At 54.7% G+C, this 20,120-nt stretch carries 23 protein-coding genes; 3 read left to right on the top strand and 20 right to left on the bottom strand.

The genetic code is table 11. The annotated features are described in order from the left end of the window. Window positions 1-16: 16 nt before the first annotated feature. The 20 genes from cobC to AB7038_RS14560 are packed head-to-tail and all read right to left on the bottom strand — an operon-like array spanning window position 17 to window position 16,190. Window positions 17-643, bottom strand: coding sequence for an alpha-ribazole phosphatase (cobC, locus tag AB7038_RS14655; RefSeq protein ID WP_368890066.1), 627 nt, complete (start codon window positions 641-643; stop codon window positions 17-19). Between the two features lie 4 nt (window positions 644-647). Further along, window positions 648-1,415 carry an adenosylcobinamide-GDP ribazoletransferase gene (gene cobS / locus AB7038_RS14650; RefSeq protein WP_186850090.1) on the bottom strand — a complete coding sequence of 256 codons (768 nt, stop codon included), beginning with the start codon at window positions 1,413-1,415 and terminating at the stop codon, window positions 648-650. Beyond that, complete coding sequence (cobU, locus tag AB7038_RS14645) at window positions 1,412-1,957, bottom strand: bifunctional adenosylcobinamide kinase/adenosylcobinamide-phosphate guanylyltransferase (protein WP_004236166.1); 546 nt, start codon at window positions 1,955-1,957, stop codon at window positions 1,412-1,414. The genes cobS and cobU overlap by 4 nt, the downstream gene beginning before the upstream one ends. Next, a complete protein-coding gene (locus AB7038_RS14640) occupies window positions 1,954-3,489 on the bottom strand; it encodes a cobyric acid synthase (RefSeq protein WP_368890067.1) in 1,536 nt (511 codons plus the stop codon). Before AB7038_RS14640 ends, cobU begins: the two co-directional genes overlap by 4 nt. Beyond that, on the bottom strand, window positions 3,486-4,334 hold the full coding sequence (locus AB7038_RS14635) for an ATP-binding cassette domain-containing protein (protein WP_369453563.1): 849 nt from the start codon (window positions 4,332-4,334) through the stop codon (window positions 3,486-3,488). The genes AB7038_RS14640 and AB7038_RS14635 overlap by 4 nt, the downstream gene beginning before the upstream one ends. Beyond that, window positions 4,331-5,008 carry an energy-coupling factor ABC transporter transmembrane protein gene (locus tag AB7038_RS14630; RefSeq protein ID WP_072872308.1) on the bottom strand — a complete coding sequence of 226 codons (678 nt, stop codon included), beginning with the start codon at window positions 5,006-5,008 and terminating at the stop codon, window positions 4,331-4,333. The genes AB7038_RS14635 and AB7038_RS14630 overlap by 4 nt, the downstream gene beginning before the upstream one ends. Beyond that, entirely contained in the window at window positions 4,995-5,273 is a 279-nt protein-coding gene (locus tag AB7038_RS14625) for an energy-coupling factor ABC transporter substrate-binding protein (protein ID WP_024472830.1), read from the bottom strand. The genes AB7038_RS14630 and AB7038_RS14625 overlap by 14 nt, the downstream gene beginning before the upstream one ends. Then, on the bottom strand, window positions 5,270-6,004 hold the full coding sequence (locus AB7038_RS14620) for an energy-coupling factor ABC transporter permease (RefSeq protein ID WP_214179289.1): 735 nt from the start codon (window positions 6,002-6,004) through the stop codon (window positions 5,270-5,272). The genes AB7038_RS14625 and AB7038_RS14620 overlap by 4 nt, the downstream gene beginning before the upstream one ends. Before the next feature lie 15 nt (window positions 6,005-6,019). Beyond that, complete coding sequence (locus tag AB7038_RS14615; protein ID WP_368890069.1) at window positions 6,020-6,745, bottom strand: cobalt-factor II C(20)-methyltransferase; 726 nt, start codon at window positions 6,743-6,745, stop codon at window positions 6,020-6,022. A gap of 9 nt (window positions 6,746-6,754) precedes the next feature. Further along, the gene (gene cbiK, locus AB7038_RS14610) at window positions 6,755-7,537 is read right to left on the bottom strand and encodes a sirohydrochlorin cobaltochelatase (RefSeq protein WP_368890070.1); all 783 of its coding nucleotides are present in this window, start codon (window positions 7,535-7,537) and stop codon (window positions 6,755-6,757) included. Window positions 7,538-7,554: 17 nt separating this feature from the next. After that, on the bottom strand, window positions 7,555-8,343 hold the full coding sequence (locus AB7038_RS14605) for a cobalt-precorrin-6A reductase (RefSeq protein ID WP_368890071.1): 789 nt from the start codon (window positions 8,341-8,343) through the stop codon (window positions 7,555-7,557). Beyond that, window positions 8,340-9,065, bottom strand: a complete 726-nt coding sequence (locus AB7038_RS14600) for a precorrin-3B C(17)-methyltransferase (RefSeq protein ID WP_072872304.1) — start codon at window positions 9,063-9,065, stop codon at window positions 8,340-8,342. The genes AB7038_RS14605 and AB7038_RS14600 overlap by 4 nt, the downstream gene beginning before the upstream one ends. Then, window positions 9,059-10,126 carry a cobalt-precorrin 5A hydrolase gene (locus AB7038_RS14595; protein WP_369453562.1) on the bottom strand — a complete coding sequence of 356 codons (1,068 nt, stop codon included), beginning with the start codon at window positions 10,124-10,126 and terminating at the stop codon, window positions 9,059-9,061. The genes AB7038_RS14600 and AB7038_RS14595 overlap by 7 nt, the downstream gene beginning before the upstream one ends. Further along, window positions 10,101-10,880, bottom strand: a complete 780-nt coding sequence (locus tag AB7038_RS14590; RefSeq protein WP_036408525.1) for a cobalt-precorrin-4 methyltransferase — start codon at window positions 10,878-10,880, stop codon at window positions 10,101-10,103. The genes AB7038_RS14595 and AB7038_RS14590 overlap by 26 nt, the downstream gene beginning before the upstream one ends. Beyond that, complete coding sequence (locus AB7038_RS14585; protein ID WP_004239024.1) at window positions 10,873-11,442, bottom strand: decarboxylating cobalt-precorrin-6B (C(15))-methyltransferase; 570 nt, start codon at window positions 11,440-11,442, stop codon at window positions 10,873-10,875. Before AB7038_RS14585 ends, AB7038_RS14590 begins: the two co-directional genes overlap by 8 nt. Further along, window positions 11,442-12,053 (bottom strand): cobalt-precorrin-7 (C(5))-methyltransferase, encoded by a 612-nt coding sequence (locus AB7038_RS14580; protein WP_368890073.1) that lies wholly within the window; start codon window positions 12,051-12,053, stop codon window positions 11,442-11,444. The genes AB7038_RS14585 and AB7038_RS14580 overlap by 1 nt, the downstream gene beginning before the upstream one ends. Further along, the gene (gene cbiD / locus AB7038_RS14575; RefSeq protein WP_369453561.1) at window positions 12,050-13,207 is read right to left on the bottom strand and encodes a cobalt-precorrin-5B (C(1))-methyltransferase CbiD; all 1,158 of its coding nucleotides are present in this window, start codon (window positions 13,205-13,207) and stop codon (window positions 12,050-12,052) included. The genes AB7038_RS14580 and cbiD overlap by 4 nt, the downstream gene beginning before the upstream one ends. A gap of 2 nt (window positions 13,208-13,209) precedes the next feature. Continuing rightward, the gene (locus AB7038_RS14570; protein ID WP_004239019.1) at window positions 13,210-13,839 is read right to left on the bottom strand and encodes a cobalt-precorrin-8 methylmutase; all 630 of its coding nucleotides are present in this window, start codon (window positions 13,837-13,839) and stop codon (window positions 13,210-13,212) included. A gap of 9 nt (window positions 13,840-13,848) precedes the next feature. Then, window positions 13,849-14,808 carry an adenosylcobinamide-phosphate synthase CbiB gene (gene cbiB, locus AB7038_RS14565; RefSeq protein WP_349419142.1) on the bottom strand — a complete coding sequence of 320 codons (960 nt, stop codon included), beginning with the start codon at window positions 14,806-14,808 and terminating at the stop codon, window positions 13,849-13,851. Further along, the gene (locus tag AB7038_RS14560) at window positions 14,805-16,190 is read right to left on the bottom strand and encodes a cobyrinate a,c-diamide synthase (RefSeq protein ID WP_369453560.1); all 1,386 of its coding nucleotides are present in this window, start codon (window positions 16,188-16,190) and stop codon (window positions 14,805-14,807) included. The genes cbiB and AB7038_RS14560 overlap by 4 nt, the downstream gene beginning before the upstream one ends. 778 nt (window positions 16,191-16,968) lie before the next feature. On the opposite strand from AB7038_RS14560, the gene cobA reads away from it, so the two are divergent. The 3 genes from cobA (at window position 16,969) to AB7038_RS14545 (ending at window position 19,753) form a co-directional block, all read left to right on the top strand. Further along, window positions 16,969-17,754 (top strand): uroporphyrinogen-III C-methyltransferase, encoded by a 786-nt coding sequence (cobA, locus tag AB7038_RS14555; protein WP_004236137.1) that lies wholly within the window; start codon window positions 16,969-16,971, stop codon window positions 17,752-17,754. A gap of 63 nt (window positions 17,755-17,817) precedes the next feature. Next, the gene (cobD, locus tag AB7038_RS14550) at window positions 17,818-18,900 is read left to right on the top strand and encodes a threonine-phosphate decarboxylase CobD (protein ID WP_369453578.1); all 1,083 of its coding nucleotides are present in this window, start codon (window positions 17,818-17,820) and stop codon (window positions 18,898-18,900) included. Next, window positions 18,893-19,753: a GHMP family kinase ATP-binding protein gene (locus AB7038_RS14545; protein ID WP_368890078.1), complete on the top strand. Its 861-nt coding sequence runs from the start codon at window positions 18,893-18,895 to the stop codon at window positions 19,751-19,753. Before cobD ends, AB7038_RS14545 begins: the two co-directional genes overlap by 8 nt. Window positions 19,754-20,120 lie beyond the last annotated feature (367 nt).

Genomic DNA, 20,120 nt, shown 5'->3' with positions numbered 1-20,120 from the left:
CATTATATTTTTATAATCAAACAACAGGCGTAAAACGTGATCGCCCGTTAAACACAGCTAACGTCATAAATCCGTCGCGGCATTCCGCCACACTGTAACTGTCCTGTTCACAGGGGAATTGCCACATGGCCTCTGCGGGCAGGCCGAACCAGCGGGTGATGATAAGCCCGAGCACGCCCTTGTGGGCGACAATCAGCCGGGTTGCCGGGGTTTCTGATGCTTCCCGGCGCAGTTCATCCGCCACCGCCTGAACCCTCGCCGCAAACTGCGGAAACGGCTCGCCGCCGGTCGGCGCAGCATGCAGCCAGTCATTCATCCAGATCTCCCAGTCCGCCGGGTAACGGGCGGCAATCTCACTGTAATGCTGCATTTCCCACTCCCCGAAGTGCATTTCATTGAGACGCGGGTCGCACTGGTAGTGATGAGTTTCCGGGGCGCGGATGTATTCCGCTGTCTGTCTTGCCCGCTGCAATTCACTGATCAGTATAGTATCTATCTGAATATCCCGCAGATAAGCGGCCACGGCGGATGCCTGGCGGTGGCCGTGTTCCGTCAGCGGTAAATCGGTGCTGCCGTAGAATAAACCGTCTTTGTTCCCGGCGGTTTCCCCGTGGCGGACAAGAATAAATCGGCTGATACTCATCCGCTTACACCCAGAACAGCGCGAGCAGGAAGATAATTTCCCCGCACTCTTCAGCGGCACCGAGTGTGTCCCCGGTTTGTCCGCCGAGGTGATGGCGGAAATAACGCCCCAGCCCGTAAATAATAAAGGCGGTGATAATCAGTGCGCCGAGGGCTTTCATCCCGCCTGCAACAGTGACAATCACCGCGCCGGTGGCGAGGGTGATGACAAACTGGCGCAAAGTGATACGGCCGATATAAATATTGCCCATGCCTTCCCCTTCGCGGGCGTAGCGCTGGTTGTACATCACCAGTGACATACAGGTGCGGCCTGCGACCGGGGCGCAAATCAGCAATCCGGCAGCGGCGGTCAGGGACAGGGAAGAGGAGGCGAGAAGCTCATACGCGGCAGCGGATTTTGCCATCAGGGCAAAAATCAGTGCCAGACAGCCATGCGTACCAATGCGGCTGTCGCGCATGATCTCCAGCATTCTTTCGCGTTTGCGGGCGGAGAAAATACCGTCACAGGTATCTGCCAGGCCATCGAGGTGAAAACCGCCGGTGATCAGGATCAGTGCCAGCACATAGCCCAGTGCGGCGATCAGCGGACTGTGAGTCGCCTGGGCAATCCACACTGTCAGCAGTGCTGCAATGATCCCGGCAATCAGTCCGACCACCGGAAAAAACGGCACACCGCGCCCGTACTGCTGAAACTCCGTACCTTCACTCCAGCGCTGCGGCACCGGAATCCGGGTAATAAACTGGAGTGTCGCCCACAGGTATTTCAGGTTCATTTGATCTGAACTCCGATTCCGGAGACCACCAGCCAGACCTGTTCGGCCTGACGGGCGAGTTTCTGATTAATGCGTCCGGCGATATCGACAAAATGACGCGCCAGCCGGTTTTCCGGTGTGATGCTCATGCCCAGTTCGTTGGTAACGATATACACCGGGCACTCACTCTCTTTGCAGGCATCAATAATATGATCGATTTCGCTGTTGATGCCGATCTCCAGCTGCGCGTAATCGAGCGTGTCCGGATCCGCGCCGCCCGAGGCATCATAAAGCAGATTGGCAATCAGCGTGGTGATACATTCCAGCATCACCCCTTCGCCGGGTTTGCGTTCATAGCGGATAGCATGGGCAATGTTTTTAAAACCTTCCCACGTGCGCCAGTGCTGCGGGCGATCGGCCTTATGACGCGCCACACGGGCAGCCATTTCATCATCCGTCACCACCGAGGTGGCGATATAGAGCGCACTGTGACAGCGGTTATCCACCAGTTCTTCAGCAAAACTGCTTTTACCGCTGCGGGCGCCGCCGGTGATTAAAATCATGCTGTTTTCTCCTTATGCGCACGCATCAGACGGCAGATTTCATCAATATTGAGGTGTTCCCGCATCTGCTGCGCCAGAATATTAAACTGCTGTTCTTTATGCAGTGCATAGTCAAACGTGCTCTCCGGCAGCGGCTCCAGCCCTTTCTTTTTCCGCAGCTGATTGAGCAGCGGACGGGTGAAATTGTTGCGGTCAAAAATGCCGTGCAGATAAGAGCCCATCACACTGCCGTCCGGGCTGACCGCGCCGTCGGCATGGTTGCACGGCTCGCGGTTTTTCTCATGCATCTGTGCAAACGGGATGGCATCCGCACCGGTTTCGGACACACCCATGTGGATCTCGTAGCCGCTGATCGGTTCACTCTGACAGGCAGACCAGATCCCCGGCAGTGCACCGCACACGGTTCCGGCGGTTTGGGTGGTATTTTTTTCCGGTGAGAAGCGGGTGGTGATATCGAGCAGTCCCAGGCCCGGTAAGTCGGATAATCCGGATTCGACATCATCATAAATATGTTTACCGAGGATCTGATAGCCGCCGCAGATCCCGGCGACCGGTGTGCCCTGTGCATGGCGGGTGAGAATGGCTTTATCCATTCCTTTCTGACGCAGCCACAGCAGATCACCGAGGGTATTTTTACTGCCCGGGATAATCAGCAGATCCGGTTCACCGACCAGCAGCGGATCGGATTCATAACGCAGACGGACATCCGGCTGGGCGGCAAGGGCATTGAAATCGGTGAAGTTGGCAATGTGCGGCAGCTGAACGACCACAATATCCAGCACTTCCTCCGTTTTACCATCATATTTGCCGACCTGCAGCGCCACGCCGTCCTCATCTTCCAGATCCACATCCAGCCACGGCAGCACGCCGAGCACAGGAACGTGAGTCAGATCTTCGATTTGTTTAATGCCCGGCATTAGCAGAGCGACATCACCGCGGAATTTATTGATGATCACGCCGATCACCCTGGCGCGTTCGTCATCGGTCAGCAGGGCGAGTGTGCCGTAAATCGAGGCGAACACACCGCCGCGATCGATATCCGCGACCAGGATCACCGGTGCGTCGATCATCTCCGCCATGCCCATATTTACAATGTCGCCGTCGCGCAGATTGATCTCCGCCGGGCTGCCCGCGCCTTCCAGCACAATGATGTCGTGCTCAGAAGCCAGGTCATTGTAAACATCGCGGATCATGGCTTTCAGCTGCGGTTTGTAGAGGTGATACTCCGCTGCATCCATATTCTGCGCAACTTTTCCCATCAGGATGACCTGGGATTTGCGGTCAGAGGTCGGTTTGAGCAGAACCGGGTTCATGCGCACATCCGGTTCGGTACCGGCAGCTTCCGCCTGAAAGATCTGAGCACGGCCCATCTCTTTGCCGTCACGGGTGATCCCCGAGTTCAGTGCCATATTCTGTGATTTGAACGGTGCACAATGATACCCGTCCTGAGAAAAAATCCGGCAGAATCCGGCGACTAATACACTTTTTCCGACATCGGAAGCCGTACCCTGGATCATCAGTGAAAATGTCATGCCATTACCTCGTGTGTTCCGGCGGCGGGGGTTGTCTGCTGCTGCAATTGTGCAAACAGCGCCTGTTCAGTTTTGCACAGCGGCAGTCCGGTTTCGCAGTGGAGTTTGACCAGCCACGGCTGTTCCAGCCCGGCGGCGGTGATCATCTCTTTTTGCAGGAAAACGGATTCCGGCGTGCCGTGGCCGCACACTTCGCCGTGCGACATCACGTAAATACCATCACAGACCTGATAAATCAGATCAATGTCATGGCTGGAAATCACTATGTGTTTACCGGCGGCGGCAATACGGGCCAGCAGATCAATCATCTGCTGACGTCCGGCAGGATCCAGCCCCGCAGTCGGTTCATCGAGCAGCAGATAGTCTGACTGCATCACCAGCGCCCCGGCGATTGCCACGCGTTTTTTCTGCCCGAAACTCAGGTGCTGTACCGGTTTGTTGCGGAAGGCGAGTGCATCGACCAGCCGCAGCGCCTCATCTGTCCGGCGTTTGATCTCATCTTCTTCTACCCCGAGATTTCGCAGGGCAAACGCGATATCACTGTCGACATCGGTGTAGAAAATCTGCATATCCGGGTCCTGAAAGACGGTCACCACATGCTGGCGCAGTTCCAGCAGGGATTTTTTGTCGTATTTCAGCGGATTACCCCGCCAGTTCACCTGACCGTCCTGCGGTTTCAGAATACCGGACAGGTTCATAAACAGGGTAGATTTTCCGCAGCCGTTGGCACCGATAATCCCGGTGACCTGGTGCGCGCCGAAATCCATCGTCAGGTTTTTCAGGATATTATCGTCCTGATAGCGGAATGTGAGACCGCTGACCGATAATTGCGGATGATGATTCATAGGTGGAAATCTCCCTGATAGAGCTTCACATTCAGTGCGACGGACATTTGCTGATAGCGCATCATCACGCGGGAAAACAGCATGGTGACCAGCATCGCCAGTGAGCGGTAGCCGGTGCGCAGATTGCGGTAGCCGAAGCGCAGGGATTGTGCGTGATAAATAGTGGCGGCTTCTTCCAGAAAGATAAAGATAAAGCGCCAGGTCAGCAGGATCTGCTCGATCAGCACCAGCGGCAGACGGCCGCGTTTCATCAGTTTAATCAACTGCTCAAACGGCATATTGAGCATAAACCAGAAGGTGGCAGCGAGAGCCGCCATGCTGCGCCAGAAGGTCTGATTAGCGGTTGCAAGACCGGCGGGGTCGAAACCCACCCAGTACTGACCAATCTGAATGCCCCACAGCAGACTGTCTGGTGTGCGGGCAAACGAAATAATAATGGCCACCAGACCCACCGCCAGAAAACTGAACGGGATCAGCAGCCATTTAAGATAGCGGAGCGGCGATACCCGCAGTAACCAGCAGGTAAACGCCGCAATACACAGCAATAAAGCCGCCTGGCCTGCCGGCGGCAGGCTCATTGCCAGAACCATCATCACAACCCAGAAAGCGAATTTCGCTACCGGATCGCGCTGGCGCCAGCGGCTTTGATAACTCAGCGCATCAAGGCTTTGCATTTTTCCGGCCGCTGCGGTAGTAACCGAGCACGTAGAAAATCACTGCAGTGCCCAGACAGCCCTGTAATGTGAACAGCAGACTTTCGATTTCACCACTGGCCGGTTCGTACAGAGACTCAAACCAGGGTTCATAATCCGGCGCGATAGCGAGGATCTGCTGCTCTGCCTGATCGTCTGAGCCGCCGTATTCACCGCCGTGGTCGATAAAGAACGGGATGATAAAAATCGCAACAGTCAGAAACAGTAAAATCAGTGTCTTTTTCATGCCCGCACCTCGTTACCCACCAGGTTACGTTTCACCAGCTGATCATATACCAGTACCGTCAGCAGACCTTCCGCAATCGCAATCGGTACCTGGGTCAGACAGAAGATACCCATGAATTTCAGGATCGCCGCACCCATCCCCATCTGCGGATCCGGGAAAGCAACCCCGAGCTGCACCGAGGTGACAAAATAGGTGGTTAAATCCGCTATCACCGCAACAAGGAAGACGCAGACATCCTTACGCCAGCCCAGTTTGGTGGTAAAACGCCAGACCAGATAGCCGACAATCGGTCCGATAACCGCCATCGACATGCCGTTGGCACCGAGGGTGGTCAGGCCGCCGTGTGCCAGCAGTAACGCCTGGAACAGCAGCACGATGGAGCCGAGCACGGCCACCACGGATGGCCCGAACAGGATCACCGCCAGTGCCACCCCGGTAGGGTGAGAGCAGCTGCCGGTCACTGACGGGATCTTCAGCGCGGAAAGCACAAAGATAAAGGCACCGCACAGTGCCAGCAGAACTTTCTGGTTGGCATCTTCCTGAACAATCGCTTTAAGGCGGACAATCCCCGCACCGAGGAACGGCAGGAAAATCAGCCACCAGGCAATCGCCCACATCGGTGGTAAAAAGCCTTCCATGATATGCATGGCAAAGGCTTCCTGAGGTGCAATCATCAGCAGAATTGTGACGGCGGCACCGGTTAACGAGAACTTCGTGAGTTTCTGTTGCATAACAACCTCACCGAATTATTTCCGGGTTTTATTAATTAATACCGTTGAGAAATAAGGCAGTGTCTGTTCGTCGTCGATCTCATCCAGGCGCCGCCAGCACTGTTCTGTTTCCAGTGTGGCATCGGCCATCAGGATGGCATGATCAAACAAATCATGGCGGCGGAGCAGATCGCGTACCTGTTGTAAACGACCATAGACTTTCATTAACACAATGCATTCATGATGCGTTATCGCATGCTCCAGTTCTTCAGGGGATGCGGTACACGACATGACAGCAAGGCTCTGGTGTTCCATTGCCAGCGGGACAACCGCCCGTGATGCGATAGCGGCAAAGGAGGTCACGCCCGGAATCACTTCCAGCCATGGCTGATTGCCGATACGCTCCAGCAGGGAAACCCAGGTACTGAACAGCATGGAATCGCCCAGGGTGATAAAGCCGACTTTTTTACCGTCAGCCACATCGTCCTGAATCGCTTGCGCGACTTCATCCCAGACTGCTTCTTTCGCTTCCTGCGAGGCTTTCATCAGGAAGTGATAGGTTTTCACCGTGGTTTTACCGGTGATATACGGGGCGACAATGGTATGTGCCAGGCTCGGGGCATCTTTTTTACCGGCCGGTGCATACAGGATATCCAGCTCACCGATAATCCGTGCGCCGCGTACCGTGATAAGGTCACTGGCACCGGGACCGGTGCCGATAGCGTAAAGTCTGCCCTGTGGTTTTTCTGTTTGCTGACTCATGTGCGGATATTACTCCCCGTTATCCATTGTCTGCGCCAGGTGTTCGACAAACATCTGACGGATCATATTGTTCTCACCCATACCCTGTAACCACGCGGTTGCCTCAATTCCGGCCTGTTCCAGCTGTGTTTTCCAGGAGTCTTCCTCATCGGATGCCATATCATTGATGGCGTGGTCACCGGCAACCAGCATCAGTGGCATCAGGTGTACTTTGCGGACGTTTTCTGCTTTCAGACCTTTAATAATCAGGTCGATTTCCGGATAGCTTTCCACCGCACCGACGCGGGCCGGGAAGCCGCTGCCGGTCATCATATGATCCAGACAGGCGTAGGCAGAGAAGGCATGGTGAGTGGCACCGTGACCCATAAAGACCACGCGCTCATCTTCTTTCAGTTCCGGCATCTGGGAGTGCAGGGCATCAATCAGGAGGGAATAATCCTCAAAACTGCTCAGCAGCGGTTTGCCCACGCGCAGATAGCGGAAGAACGGACGGTATTTTTCAACCTGGCCGACAATCTTTTCGTATTCGTCCCCGTTAATCACATGCAGTGACTGGATAGCCACATCCTCATAACCCTGCTCGTGCAGATGGCGTAATGCCTCTTCAGGGTTATCGATATGCAGGTTATCGCGCTCTTTTAATTTGCGGATAATCATGCCGGAGGTGAAGGCGCGGAAAAAATCACGGCCGGGGAACGCTGCCGCAAGCTGCTTTTCACAGCTTTCGATATTTTTTTCACGGGTTTCCGCGTAACTGGTGCCGAAACTAATCACTAATAACGCTTTTTTCATCTCATAACCTCAGTAAATCAACAGACAGAAAAACGGGATGTCAGATACTGCTCTACCCCGCAAAGATCCTGCAATTCAGTCACATCACCGGACACCCGGGTCTGCGGGCGTACCACGACAATGCAGGGAATTCCCAGCGCCAGACAGGGGGCGACTTTTTCACTGAATCCGCCCTGTGTGCCGGACTCTTTGGTGATCACCACATCCGCACCGCAGTAGCGGTAAAACGCTTCATTAAACTCCGCCGAAAACGGCCCTTTGAGGGCAAAAATCTGGTCAATGGTCATCCCGTAAGATTCGCACTGCGCCAGCACTTCCTGTGTCGGCAGTACCCGCGCCAGCACGGTTTTTCCCGGCAGACGGGCAATATAATCCGCCAGCTGCTTGCTGCCGGTGGTCAGCAAAATCCGCTGACCGAGTGTCATGGCAATCTCACAGGCGCTGTCAATGGAGTCCGTTTTGTAAATCAGCGGGTTATCAACCGCGTCAATATCACTCGGACGGTTATAGCGCACCAGCGGAATACCCAGTTCGCGCTGCACCTGCAAAATTGTGTCGCTGAGCACGGCGGCGTAAGGATGCGAGAGATCCGCCAGCAGGCGGATCCCGTGACGGCGGCAGTAATCCGCCATCGCCTGTGCATCCATCCGGCCTTCCCGGATCTCACCCTGTAATCCGGCTGCCTGCTGACGGCCTGCAGCGGTGGCGACCGAGAGCCGGTAGCGGACTCCCTGTGCATCCAGGCGCTCACAGAGCAGACGGGCATCACTGGTCCCGCCGAAAATCAGCAGTCTGCCGTCATTCACAGTTTGTATCCCCGTGGGGTGATCATCAGATCATCACTGATATAGGTGGATTTATTACCGACAATCACCAGGCTGGTCATATCGACGCGGTCATATTCCATCTCACCGAAGGTGGTGATCCATTTCTCTTCTTTCTTACGGGCAGCGGCTTTCACCACGCCGACCGGGGTGGTGGCGGCTTTGAACGGTGCCATCAGTTCAAATGCACGGGCCAGATGACCTTCGCGGCCCAGGCTGCGCGGGTTATAGAAACAGATAACAAAATCGGCTTCGGCGGCGGCTTTGATGCGTTTCTCAATCACCTCCCACGGCGTGAGCAGGTCGCTCAGGCTGATATGGCAGAAGTCGTGCATCAGCGGCGCACCCAGCAGCGACGCGGCGGCGATACTGGCGGTAATGCCCGGCACCACACGCACCTGAATATCACGCTTCTCTTTGGTGACGATTTCGAGGATAAGCCCGGCCATACCGTAAATCCCGGCATCACCACTGCACACCATCGCCACGTTTTTCCCTTCCTGTGCAAGCTCAATGGCCAGATGGCAGCGTTCGATCTCTTTGCGCATGCCGGTTTTGATGACTTCTTTGTCGCCCACCAGAGGTTTCACCAGATGGGTATAGGTTTTATACCCGACGACCACTTCCGCTTCTTTCAGTGCGGTGACGGCTTCTTCGGTCATCATGGCTTCACTGCCGGGGCCAATGCCTATAACGGTTAACATACTGTTTCTGCTCCTAACGTAATGGTGATCCCCCGGGTCTTACAGGTTTGCCCTATCAGACAGCCTTTGCTCATCAGCCAGGCGACCGGCCGGGATACACTCCCGACCCCCGTGGTTTTTTTAACAAATTCCGATTCCGGGAACTGTGCCGCCACAGGGGCCAGCTCCTCAGCACTGAATACGGTAAACGGCACCTGATAACGGGCAGCGAGCGCCAGCAGGGCGGGCTCCTGCGCTTTCAGGGTAATACTGCCGATAGCGCGGACGGCTTCCGGCAGCAGATTGTTCTCAGCCAGTTGTTCAGCAAACAGTTGCTGAACCTCGTCTGCCCCGGTATCTCTGCGGCAGCCCATACCGGCAATAATCCGGCGCGGTATCAGCTTATAAACCGGCACCGGCAGCATAATTTCCTCGCGGCGGTAACTGACACACACCAGCGCATCCAGTTCCGGCAGAGTGCGCAGATCCGCCACCGGGATAAGCCCCGGTAAGGCGTATTTATCCTGCTCCGCCGCCATATCCGGATGCCACCAGATGCCGATGCGATCCCCGCTGACCATCATCTGGTTCAGGGTTTTGACGGTGGCGCGGAAATCGGTGAACGTGGCATTCATCTCCTGCGCCAGCAGATCAAAACTGGTGACCTGATTGACATCGGTGGCGGTGGTGATCACCGCCTGTCCGCCGATCCGGCCCGCCAGCCAGGTGGCCAGTTCATTGGCCCCGCCGAGATGGCCGGAGAGCAGACTGATCACATGCTGTCCTTTCTCATCCATCACGATCACGGCCGGGTCACTCATTTTGTCCTGAATCACCGGAGCCAGCACCCGCACGGTAATACCGGTTGCGGCGATAACAATCAGGGCGTCATTCTCTGCAAAGGCCTGCTGTAAGGTGGCCGCAAAGCTGTCCCGGAACGGCTCAAAGCCCTCTGACACCAGTTTTTCACTGGTGTAACAGGTCACCGGCAGCAGCGGGCGGATTTTTTCCGCCAGCGCTTTGCCGCCCGGTGTCAGGCAAAACAGCGCAATGCGCTTACCGCGAGGCTTTGCGGTACTCATGGCTGAAGCCTGCGTCATACAGTTTTGAATAGTGATACTCGTCGCCGAGGAACGGCCCGACCAGAATCAGTGCGGTTTTGCGGATTTTTGCTTCGCGTACGGCAACGGTGATCTCCGCCAGTGTGCTGCGCAGCACCTGACAATCCGGCCAGGTCGCCTTATACACCACAGCAACCGGGGTGGTTTCCGGATAACCGCCTTCGGTCAGTTGCTCCACCACGCCTTTGATATCCTGAACTGACAGGAAAATCGCCATAGAGGTCTGGTGAGCGGCAAAGCTGCGCAGACTTTCTTTCGGCGGCATCGGTGTGCGGCCTTCGATACGGGTGATAATCAGGCTCTGGGACACTTCCGGTACGGTGTATTCCACACCCAGTTCGGCGGCGGCACCGAGGAAGGAACTGACACCCGGGATCGCGCTGAAACCGATATTATGTTCTGACAGCACTTCACCCTGTTCGCGGATAGAGCCGTAAAGGGAGAGGTCGCCGGTCTGCAGGCGCACCACCAGTTTGTGGCTTTTCACGCCGTCAACCATCACGGTGATGATGTCGTCGAGGGTCATGGCGGCGCTGTCGTAGCTTTCGACGCCGTCTTTGCAGTAGTCCAGCAGATCAGTATTGATAAGCGAACCGGCATAAATGACGATGTCAGCCTGTTGTAAAATACGGTAGCCTTTCAGGGTGATAAGACTGATATCCCCGGGACCGGCTCCGACAAACCAGACTTTCTGACGGTCAAACTGTTCAGCCACAACGCGCCTCCTTACGGCAGGAAATAAGATAGGTAGGATTATTCGGTTTAAAATAATAACTGTGTCCGAGCGCGGTCATATTTCCGGCCTGTAATTCACAGCAGTCCAGTTCGCTCACCGCACACTGTTTCAGGTGTGCAATGGCTTGTGTCAGGTTATCCAGCAGGATAAAGGTCATTACCAGGGTGCCGTCGCTGTGCAGATGATCGAGAGACCAGTCGATAATCTCCGTGAGATTGCCGCCGGTACCGCCGACAAAAACGGCATCTGCTTTTTCAGCCAGTTCTACCGGCGCATACGCGTCAATCACGCGGATCTGCGGGCAGCGGAAATGGAGGCAGTTCTCTTTGATAAGCGCAATGGCTTCCGGTTTTTTCTCGATGGCAATAATCTCAAGCGCCGGGTGGCTGAGTGCCGCCTCAACGGAAACACTGCCGGTACCCGCACCCACATCAATCAGGCGCTGTGCGCCCTGTAAATCCAGCCGCGACAGGGCGAGTGCCCGCACCGGCTCTTTGGTCATCGGGATCTGTTGTCCGCGCAGAAACAGTTCGTCTTTCATCAGGCCACACTGCCTTGTTTATCAATTAACACCACATTCATGTCGTAATCCCCGGTGACATCGTCCGCATTGAGGATGGTGATCCGTTCATTGCGGCCGGAGAGGTTTTCTCCGATGATCATCCGCCGGGTCTGGCCGCGCTGAAGGATTTCGGCGGCAATTTCTTTCGGGCCGATCTTACTGTCCGTCACCATGCCGATACGCTCATGGGCGAGCAGCCAGTCAAAATCCGGGCTGCGGTTGTGGCTGCTGGTGAGATAAATATCATTCATATCCATCCCCGCGCGGGAACACAGATATTGTACGGAGCTGATGCCCGGCACTATCTGAACCTGCTCCGGTGCGAAGGTTTCGCTGATGCGTTTGCCGATGCCGAAAAACATCGGGTCACCGGAGGCCAGAATGACAATGCGGCGATCAAGACGTTCTGCTATCCAGTTCATCAGGCCGCTGATATCCGCATCAATGACACGGGTTTCGGCAGTCAGCCCGGCAAATTCATCCAGATGGCGCTGCCCGCCGATTAAAATATCCGCGCCGGAAATCACGTCCGCTGCCCGCCGGGTCAGATAGGCTTCTGAGCCGGGGCCCACGCCGGTCACATAAATCATCGGAATCCCTCCGTTATGGCGCTGAGCGGACGGTTGGTCCCCAGCACCTGATTATCAAATGAGAACAGAATGGCATCACAGTGCGGCGGCTCATCGGAGAAACGCAGCATCTGATTAACCCGGTCACAGATTTTTTCCGCGATCCGCGGATAGACCGCCTGCCAGCCCTGCGCGTTAATCAGTTCAATCGCGGCTTCGGTGGTGGTACAGCCATCCACGTCCTGTAATAAAGAGAGCGGGGCACCGATCAGGGCGAGATTAGCGATCAGAGTTTCCATCCGCGCATCCGCAATATGGCTGTGGGTATGGAAAATGCCTGCCGCGATTTTTACCAGCTTGCCGAAGTGCCCGAGGATCACCACCTGCTCAAACTTCAGTCGTGTGGCTTCCTGCAGCATATAGCCGACAAAATTACTCATGGTGACGACATACGTGCCGTCCAGTCCGAGCTGTTCGCTGACAAACCGTTCACCGTGGTTACCCGGTACCAGGAAAACGCGGGTCATACCCTGAGCGCGTTTCATTTCCAGTTCGATGGACAGGGAGCGTTTCCAGCTCTCTTCCGACATCGGCGTGACAATGCCGCTGGTACCGATCACAGAAATCCCGCCGAGAATACCGAGACGGCCGTTATAGGTTTTCTTCGCCCGTTCTTCCCCTTCCGGGGCAAAGATGGTGATATCCGCTCCCCGGTTCGGGCCGATAGCTTCACGCACCGCTGCTTCAATGGTCTGACGCGGGGTTTTGTTGATCGCAGCGTCACCGATCGGCAGACCAACACCGACCTTCGTCACCCGGCCGACACCTTCGCCGCCGTCAAGGGTGATAATGCCGCTGTCATTGATGGCGACACGGGCAAAAATCAGCATACCGTGTGTGGCATCGATATCGTCGCCGCCATCTTTACGGATGGCAGCGGTGGCGGATTGTCCGCAAATCAGCGGCTCTTCCACATTCAGGTTCAGTGTCACGCCGGACGGCGTGACAATCGACACCTGCTGAATCACTTCCTGGCGTAACACCATCAGCGCTGCCACTTTGGCGGCGGCAGTGGCACAGGAGCCTGTGGTATACCCCTTGCGCAGTGCCTTGCCTTTGTGCCAGACGACGCCGGTGCCGTTATCGTCAGGTGCTGTGGTGTTTTCCTGCGTCATGATTACGCCTCCGGCATCCGGTAGAGGATGGCGTTGATAATCGCGGCGGCCACGTTACTGCCGCCTTTGCGGCCGAGTGCGGCGATGCACGGCAGCGAACTCTCCGCCAGCGCATCTTTGGATTCTGCCGCGCCGACAAAACCGACCGGCACACCGACAACGGCAACCGGCTTTTCTGTGTGTTCCAGAACGCGGAACAGGGCGGTCGGGGCATTGCCGAAGACAAAAATTTTCTCACCCGGCTCCTGCATGGCGATATCCACGGCGGCCATAGAGCGGGTCATCTGCTGCTCTTTGGCGGCAGCGACCACACGCGGGTCACTGACATAGCAGCGGCACTCTGAGCCGTATTTCGCCAGGCGGGTTTTGTTGATCCCGGACAGCGCCATAGTGGTATCGGTATAAATGGTGCAGCCGCGCATAATGCCGTCACGGAGGATTTCAATCACGCCATCAGAAAAATGCAGAATATCCAGCCAGTCAAAATCGGCAGTGGTATGGATAGCGCGTTTGATAATCGCCGCGTGATCATCACTGGCGAAACGGTATTCCGGCCGTGTTTCGCGGATAATGTCATCAATGATCAGAAAACTGTTTTTTTCGATTTCCTGCGGCTGTTGTATGTAACTCATAATTTTCCCTTACAAAATCCACTGTGCCAGAAGATGAATGACGGCAAATAACGCCAGTGCGGCTGAAGAGGCAACCCACATCAGCCGGATGGTGCTGAGAATATCGTCTGCATTGATGTCACGGGTGTTGTCACCGATCCACGGTTTATCAACCAACTGCCCGAAATAGGTATTCGGTCCGCCCAGGCGCACACCCAGCGCCCCGGCGACAGTCGCTTCGGACCATCCGCTGTTCGGGCTGCGGTGATTGGCATGATCACGTAATCCGGTGCGGAAAGCCTCACGGTAACGGTATTTCAGAACAAAGGCGGCGAAGGTGAACAGCAGCCAGCTCAGACGCGCCGGGATATAGTTAGCGACATCATCCGCACGGGCGGAAAACATACCGATATCGCCGTACTTTTCATTTTTATAGCCGACCATCGAGTCCAGGGTATTCACCGCTTTATAGGCCATCGCCAGCGGCGCACCGCCCAGTAATAAGAAGAACAGCGGGGCGATGACACCGTCGGTGGTGTTTTCCGCGACCGTTTCGGTTACTGCGCGGGTGATCTGCGGTGGCATCAGCTCCCGGGTATCACGCCCGACGATCCACGATAATTTTTCACGGCTCTCAGCCAGATCATCTGTTTTCAGCGCGTCATACACCCGCATCGCCGCATCCTGCAGACAGCGGGTGGCAAGGACGGTGTAGGTCATCCAGACAGTGACGAGCCAGCCGAGACTGGTTTCCAGATAAAATGCCAGCGCCAGCACACCGTAACTCACCGCCCAGGTGCCGCCGACGATCACAATCCACAGCACGGCTCCGCCCCGGCGCAGTGCCGCGCCGCTCTGACAGCGGCGGCGGATCACACCTTCGGTTTTACGGATGGCGTTGCCAATCCAGCGAATCGGGTGCGGCCAGTGCTCCGGATCACCGAGGCGCCAGTCGAGCAGGAAAGCTGCCAGCCAGCTGAGCAGTGTCATAACACACTCCGTGCCAGAGAAAACCAGTGATCCAGTAACCCCGGACGCTGGGCAAAATGCACATGCAGATAACCGGCAAAGGTGTTCCCGACCTGATAACCGCCGTGCCAGCGTTTGAGGATTTCGCCGTCACGCTCTTTGATAAACTCAAAAGCAGGCGGCAGATCAGTGACAAAATCAGAATAATGAAACTCGTGGCCGCGCAGGCGTTCACCGGCACGAACCAGTGTGGTATCTGTCTGTGCGCTGCCTTCGCAGTAACCAAAGCGTTTCAGACGGTTACCCATGGTGCTGTGTCCGGCAATGATACCGGTCATCGGGAAAGTGTTGCCGCTGCTGTCTGTCAGGGTTTCACCGAGGTACATCAGCCCGCCGCACTCCGCATAAACAGGAATACCGCGCTGATGCGCCGCCAGCAGTGCGTCCCGCATCGCGGTGTTAGATGAAAGTTTTTCAGCATAGACTTCCGGATAACCGCCGCCGATGTAAATCATATGGCACGGATCCGGCAGAGCGCTGTCATTGAGCGGAGTGAATGTGACAATCTCCGCACCGCTCTGACGCAGTAAATCGAGATTATCGGGATAATAGAAGTTAAAAGCGGCATCATCCGCTACTGCGACAGTCAGCCCGCGTCCGGCACCCGGTGTGGCGAGTTGTATTGGTGTGCTGTCTGCCGGTGCCTGCCAGTGTGTCAGGGAAAGCAGCTTATCCACATCAACGGTTTTTTCTATCTGATCGGCCAGGCGCTGCCAGCGCTCAGTCTGCTGTGCCTGCTCCTGCGGCGGGATCAGCCCCAGATGACGGGAAGGAAGTTCAATATCGTTCATCACCGGCACGTAGCCGATCACCGGCACATGGCAGTAGTGTTCAATCGCGTGTTTCAGGAGCTGAAAATGGCTGTCACTGTTAACCCGGTTAATCAGCACTCCGGCGATATTCAGTGACGGATCAAAATGCTGAAATCCCATTACCGTGGCGGCAACAGAAGTGGAAACCGCTTTGCCGTCGACCAGCATAATCACCGGGCAGTCCAGTTGTTTTGCCATCGCGGCGGTGCTGCAATAGTGCGGATCGGTGCCGAAACCGTCATACAGACCCATCACGCCCTCAATCACACCGGCATCGTTGTCCTGCATATAATGACGGAATTGCGGGGTCAGAACGGACTCCGGCAGCATAAAGGCATCCAGGTTACGGGAAGGTACGCCGGTGACGGCGGTATGCCAGCTGCTGTCGAGGTAATCAGGGCCGACTTTGCAGGGCTGGACACGCAATCCGCGTGCACTGAGTGCCCGCATGATCCCGAGGGTGATGGTGGTTTTTCCGCAGCCGCTGCTGGTGCCCGCGATCACGAAGACCTGTTTTTGTGCCTTATTCATACGCTACCTTTGACACGGTGTTGTTGCCAAAAAAACGTCCTGATACCAGGAAAGCAAAAAAGGTTAAATAAATTAACCCGGTGAACTGTCTTTTTATTTTCATGATCATAAGCAACACGGAATATTGCTGAACAGCGACACGAAAATGTAATGATCATTTAATTAACATTGCCGATTTTTGATATAGTAATTTTTTTACGGCTATTTATATTCGGGTTTAATAAAACATAAAATGCTGCTTTTATATATCTGCTTATTACAGTTTGTGAGTTTCTTCACATAAATACTTGATTTGTGATCAAGATGAATAAAATGCAACTATTTTATTTTTATAAACATATGCAAATATGTTAATTAAATGATCTTGTTTTTATTATTTGTTAATGATAATTTCATAAATGGCGGTTTCTTTGTTGATTATAATAACCTGTTTTTATGAGGTTAATGTAAAAATTCATTTATTTCAGTCGCTTGAAAGTGCATGATCTACTTGATTTTTTTTCATGAACTCTTCCGCCACGTGAACGTATTATTGGGATATTAGTCATATATTTTTTCCTGTGATTATTTAATAATACAAAATATTAAACAGAATTGTCTTTATTACGCATTTATCGTGAATAGATCAAAGAATAAAGTTCACGGGTAATTAATACTGCTGTCCAACTACAAAACATCATTAATAAATAGTATTTTTTATCGCCACCAGATGTTGTGCATAATGAATAAAATGATGTGATTTTTCCATGTTGATTAATCTGATTGATAAGGCAATAAAATGAGCAAAGGTAAAGTATGGCTGGTCGGAGCCGGACCCGGAGATGCATCATTAATTACCGTAAAGGGACTTCACTGTATACGTCATGCCGAAGTGCTGGTGCATGACCGTCTTGTCAATCCTGAGCTGATCGCCTGTGCACCGGCGGACTGCAAAATCATCAATGTCGGTAAAACGCCGAATCACCATCCGGTGCCGCAGGAAGAAATCAATGCCATCCTGGTGAAATATGCCGCAGAAGGTAAAAATGTGGTGCGCCTGAAAGGCGGGGATCCGTATGTGTTCGGCCGCGGCGGTGAAGAAGCGGAATCCCTGGCGGAAAACGGCCTCGATTTTGAGGTTATCCCGGGCATCAGTTCCTCCATCGGCGGGCTGGCATATGCGGGGATCCCGGTCACTCACCGTGATCACGCATCAAGCTTCCATGTGGTCACCGGCCATATGTGCCAGGGGAATGAGCCGCAGAACTGGAACGCACTGGCTGCCCTTAACGGCACGCTGGTGATCCTGATGGGGATGACCCGCCTGGCCGAAATCAGCCAGCTCCTGATCGACGGCGGAAAATCACCGGATACCCCGGCTGCCGTGGTTATGTATGCCAGCCAGCAGCGCCAGCAGGTGGTCACTGCCACCCTCGCCACCTTACCGGAAGAGGCTGCGCGTCATAAATTACATCCGCCGGCACTGATTGTCGTCGGTAATGTGGTGAATCTGCACCAGATTCTGGCATTTGCCGCCACACAAATTGATATTACGCAGGAAGCCCCATTAGAAGCTGCGTCATAGTATTATCCTTAAAATAATAAGCATCCGGCTGTATGCAGGTGATACTGTGTGCAGCCCTTACATTTGGAGGAGGCTATGAGCGAACACGGTGGTAATGTGGTAGAGGTGGCTGAGCTCCTCGGCATCTCACCCGCATCTATCTTCGATTTCAGTGCCAATATTAACCCGCTGGGGCCGCCCGAGAGGGTTAAAGCCATCATCCGCGATAACCTGTCTGTTATTGAACGCTACCCGGATATTGAATACCGCTATCTGCATGCCGCACTGGCCAAAGGTGCCGGTTGTGAGCTGGGGCAGGTCATTGCCGGTAACGGAGAGACGGAACTGATTTACGCGCTGGTGCGCCATCTCAATCCTCACAGTGCATTACTGTTAACCCCCGGATTTGCCGAATACCGCAGAGCACTGGAACAGCAGGGCTGCGATATCATCGAACACCCGCTGACGGAAGATAATGATTTCCAGCCGGATGAATCCCTGCTGGCGGATATTGAAGCCCGCCGTCCGGACTGTGTATTTATCGCCACGCCGAATAACCCGACCGGCCTGATGCCGGACACCGCGCTGCTGCACAAACTGGTGTCCCTGTGCGAATCCCGCCATATTCATCTGATTGTCGATGAAGCGTTTATTGATTTTATGCCGGAAGGATCACCGCTGACAGCGCGTCTGCCGGAAACCCGCTACCTTTATCTGTTGCGTTCGCTGACAAAATTCTTTGCGATCCCGGGTCTGCGCCTCGGTTATCTGCTGTGCGGCGACAGCCACATCATCAGTAATCTGAAAGCCTGGCGTGAACCGTGGACGATCAACGGTCTGGCGGCGCTGGTGGGTGAGGTGCTGCTGGATGATGAAGCATACATCCGCAAAACACAGGAGTTTATTGCCGCCCAGCGGGAATATCTGTGTAACGAATTGCGGCAGTTCCCGCTGCTGAAAATCCGTCAGCCGGCAGCAAACTATATCTTTATCCGCTGCCTGAACGGCGTGGAACTTCAGTCTGCTCTGCTCAAATATAAGCTGCTGATCCGCCGCTGTCAGAATTACCCGGGGCTGGATGGCTCTTACTACCGGATCGCTGTCCGCAGTCAGGCAGAAAACCGTCATCTTATCGGCGCATTAAAACAGGTATTTCAACATGGCTGAGGCACATTGTCCGGCATCCTGCGGAGAATTGTTGCAGGGATGGATCCTCGGGGGCGAAAAACTGGTTTCCTGCCCCATCAACTGGTACAGCTATGTCTCGGTGGAAGAGGGTGTTCCGCTGGGGCTGGAACGGCCCCGCATGCGCCAGATGCTCGAGCAAGTGCTGAAACATCTGGATATTGTCCCTGAAGCCACCGGTATGCTGCGGATTGAATACGAATCCACCATTCCTGTCGGCAAAGGGCTGGCGAGCAGTACGGCAGATATTGCCGCCACCGCCCAGGCGACCGCGCGTTTTTACGGTCATGAATTATCACCGGAAACCCTCGCAGAACTGTGTGTGGCGGTTGAACCGACAGACAGTACGCTCTTTTCCTCCCTGACACTGTTTGATCACCAGACGGCTGAGACACAAATATCACTCGGCTGGGCGCCGGATCTGAAACTCCTGCTGCTGGAAAGTCCGGATGTGGTACTGACGGAAGATTTCCACAAACGCGACCGCCGGGCCACGCTGCTGGCGCGGGAACCTCTGCTGGCTCAGGCCTGGAAACTGCTTATCTCCGCCTGTGAACTGCAGGATCCGCAGCGCCTGGGCGAAGCGGCCACTCTGAGTGCGATCGCCAGCCAGGATCTGCTGCCCAAACCCGGCTTCAGTGAGCTGCATGCCCTTGCCGATAAAGGAAAGATTTACGGCCTGAATGTTGCCCACAGCGGCAGCGTCGCCGGGCTTATCTATGATGACACCCTGCACGACAAAGATTTTATTTATGACTGGATCCAGCGGCATCAGCTGGACAGATTCTACCCTCAGGTGCATGAGGTGAGTATGGCACCCGGCGGCGTCCGCTAATCCTCCTCCATCCGCGTCATTCTTCAATCCGCAGCTGTGTTGGCTGCACTCAATAAACCGGGTCACATACTGATGTATGCTCCCCGGTTTCTTTCGTTTGCCGCCTTGCTGCAAATTGAATAATTTAGCGGATGACCTCCGCGCTGATTTTTATTCAACATCACATCCACGGTTTTCATCATGTCAAAGTAAAATGCAGATAACCGGCAAAGAAACGAAAAGCATGCGCGTCATGGATGACGGGGCTGAGCATTCCCCCTCAATTTAACGCGCTGCCCCACAAAGTACGTTCCGCTTTGCTGCGTCCCGGTAACGGGCAGGATATGATTCAGACAACTGATTCTGACGCTGTCCGCAAAAGGAGACA

It is taken from the genome of Morganella morganii, assembly GCF_041099235.1.
Classification (GTDB): Bacteria; Pseudomonadota; Gammaproteobacteria; order Enterobacterales; family Enterobacteriaceae; genus Morganella; species Morganella morganii_E.
The sequence above is the reverse complement of the archived record's forward strand: the minus strand, read 5'-3'. Positions and strand labels throughout refer to the sequence as shown.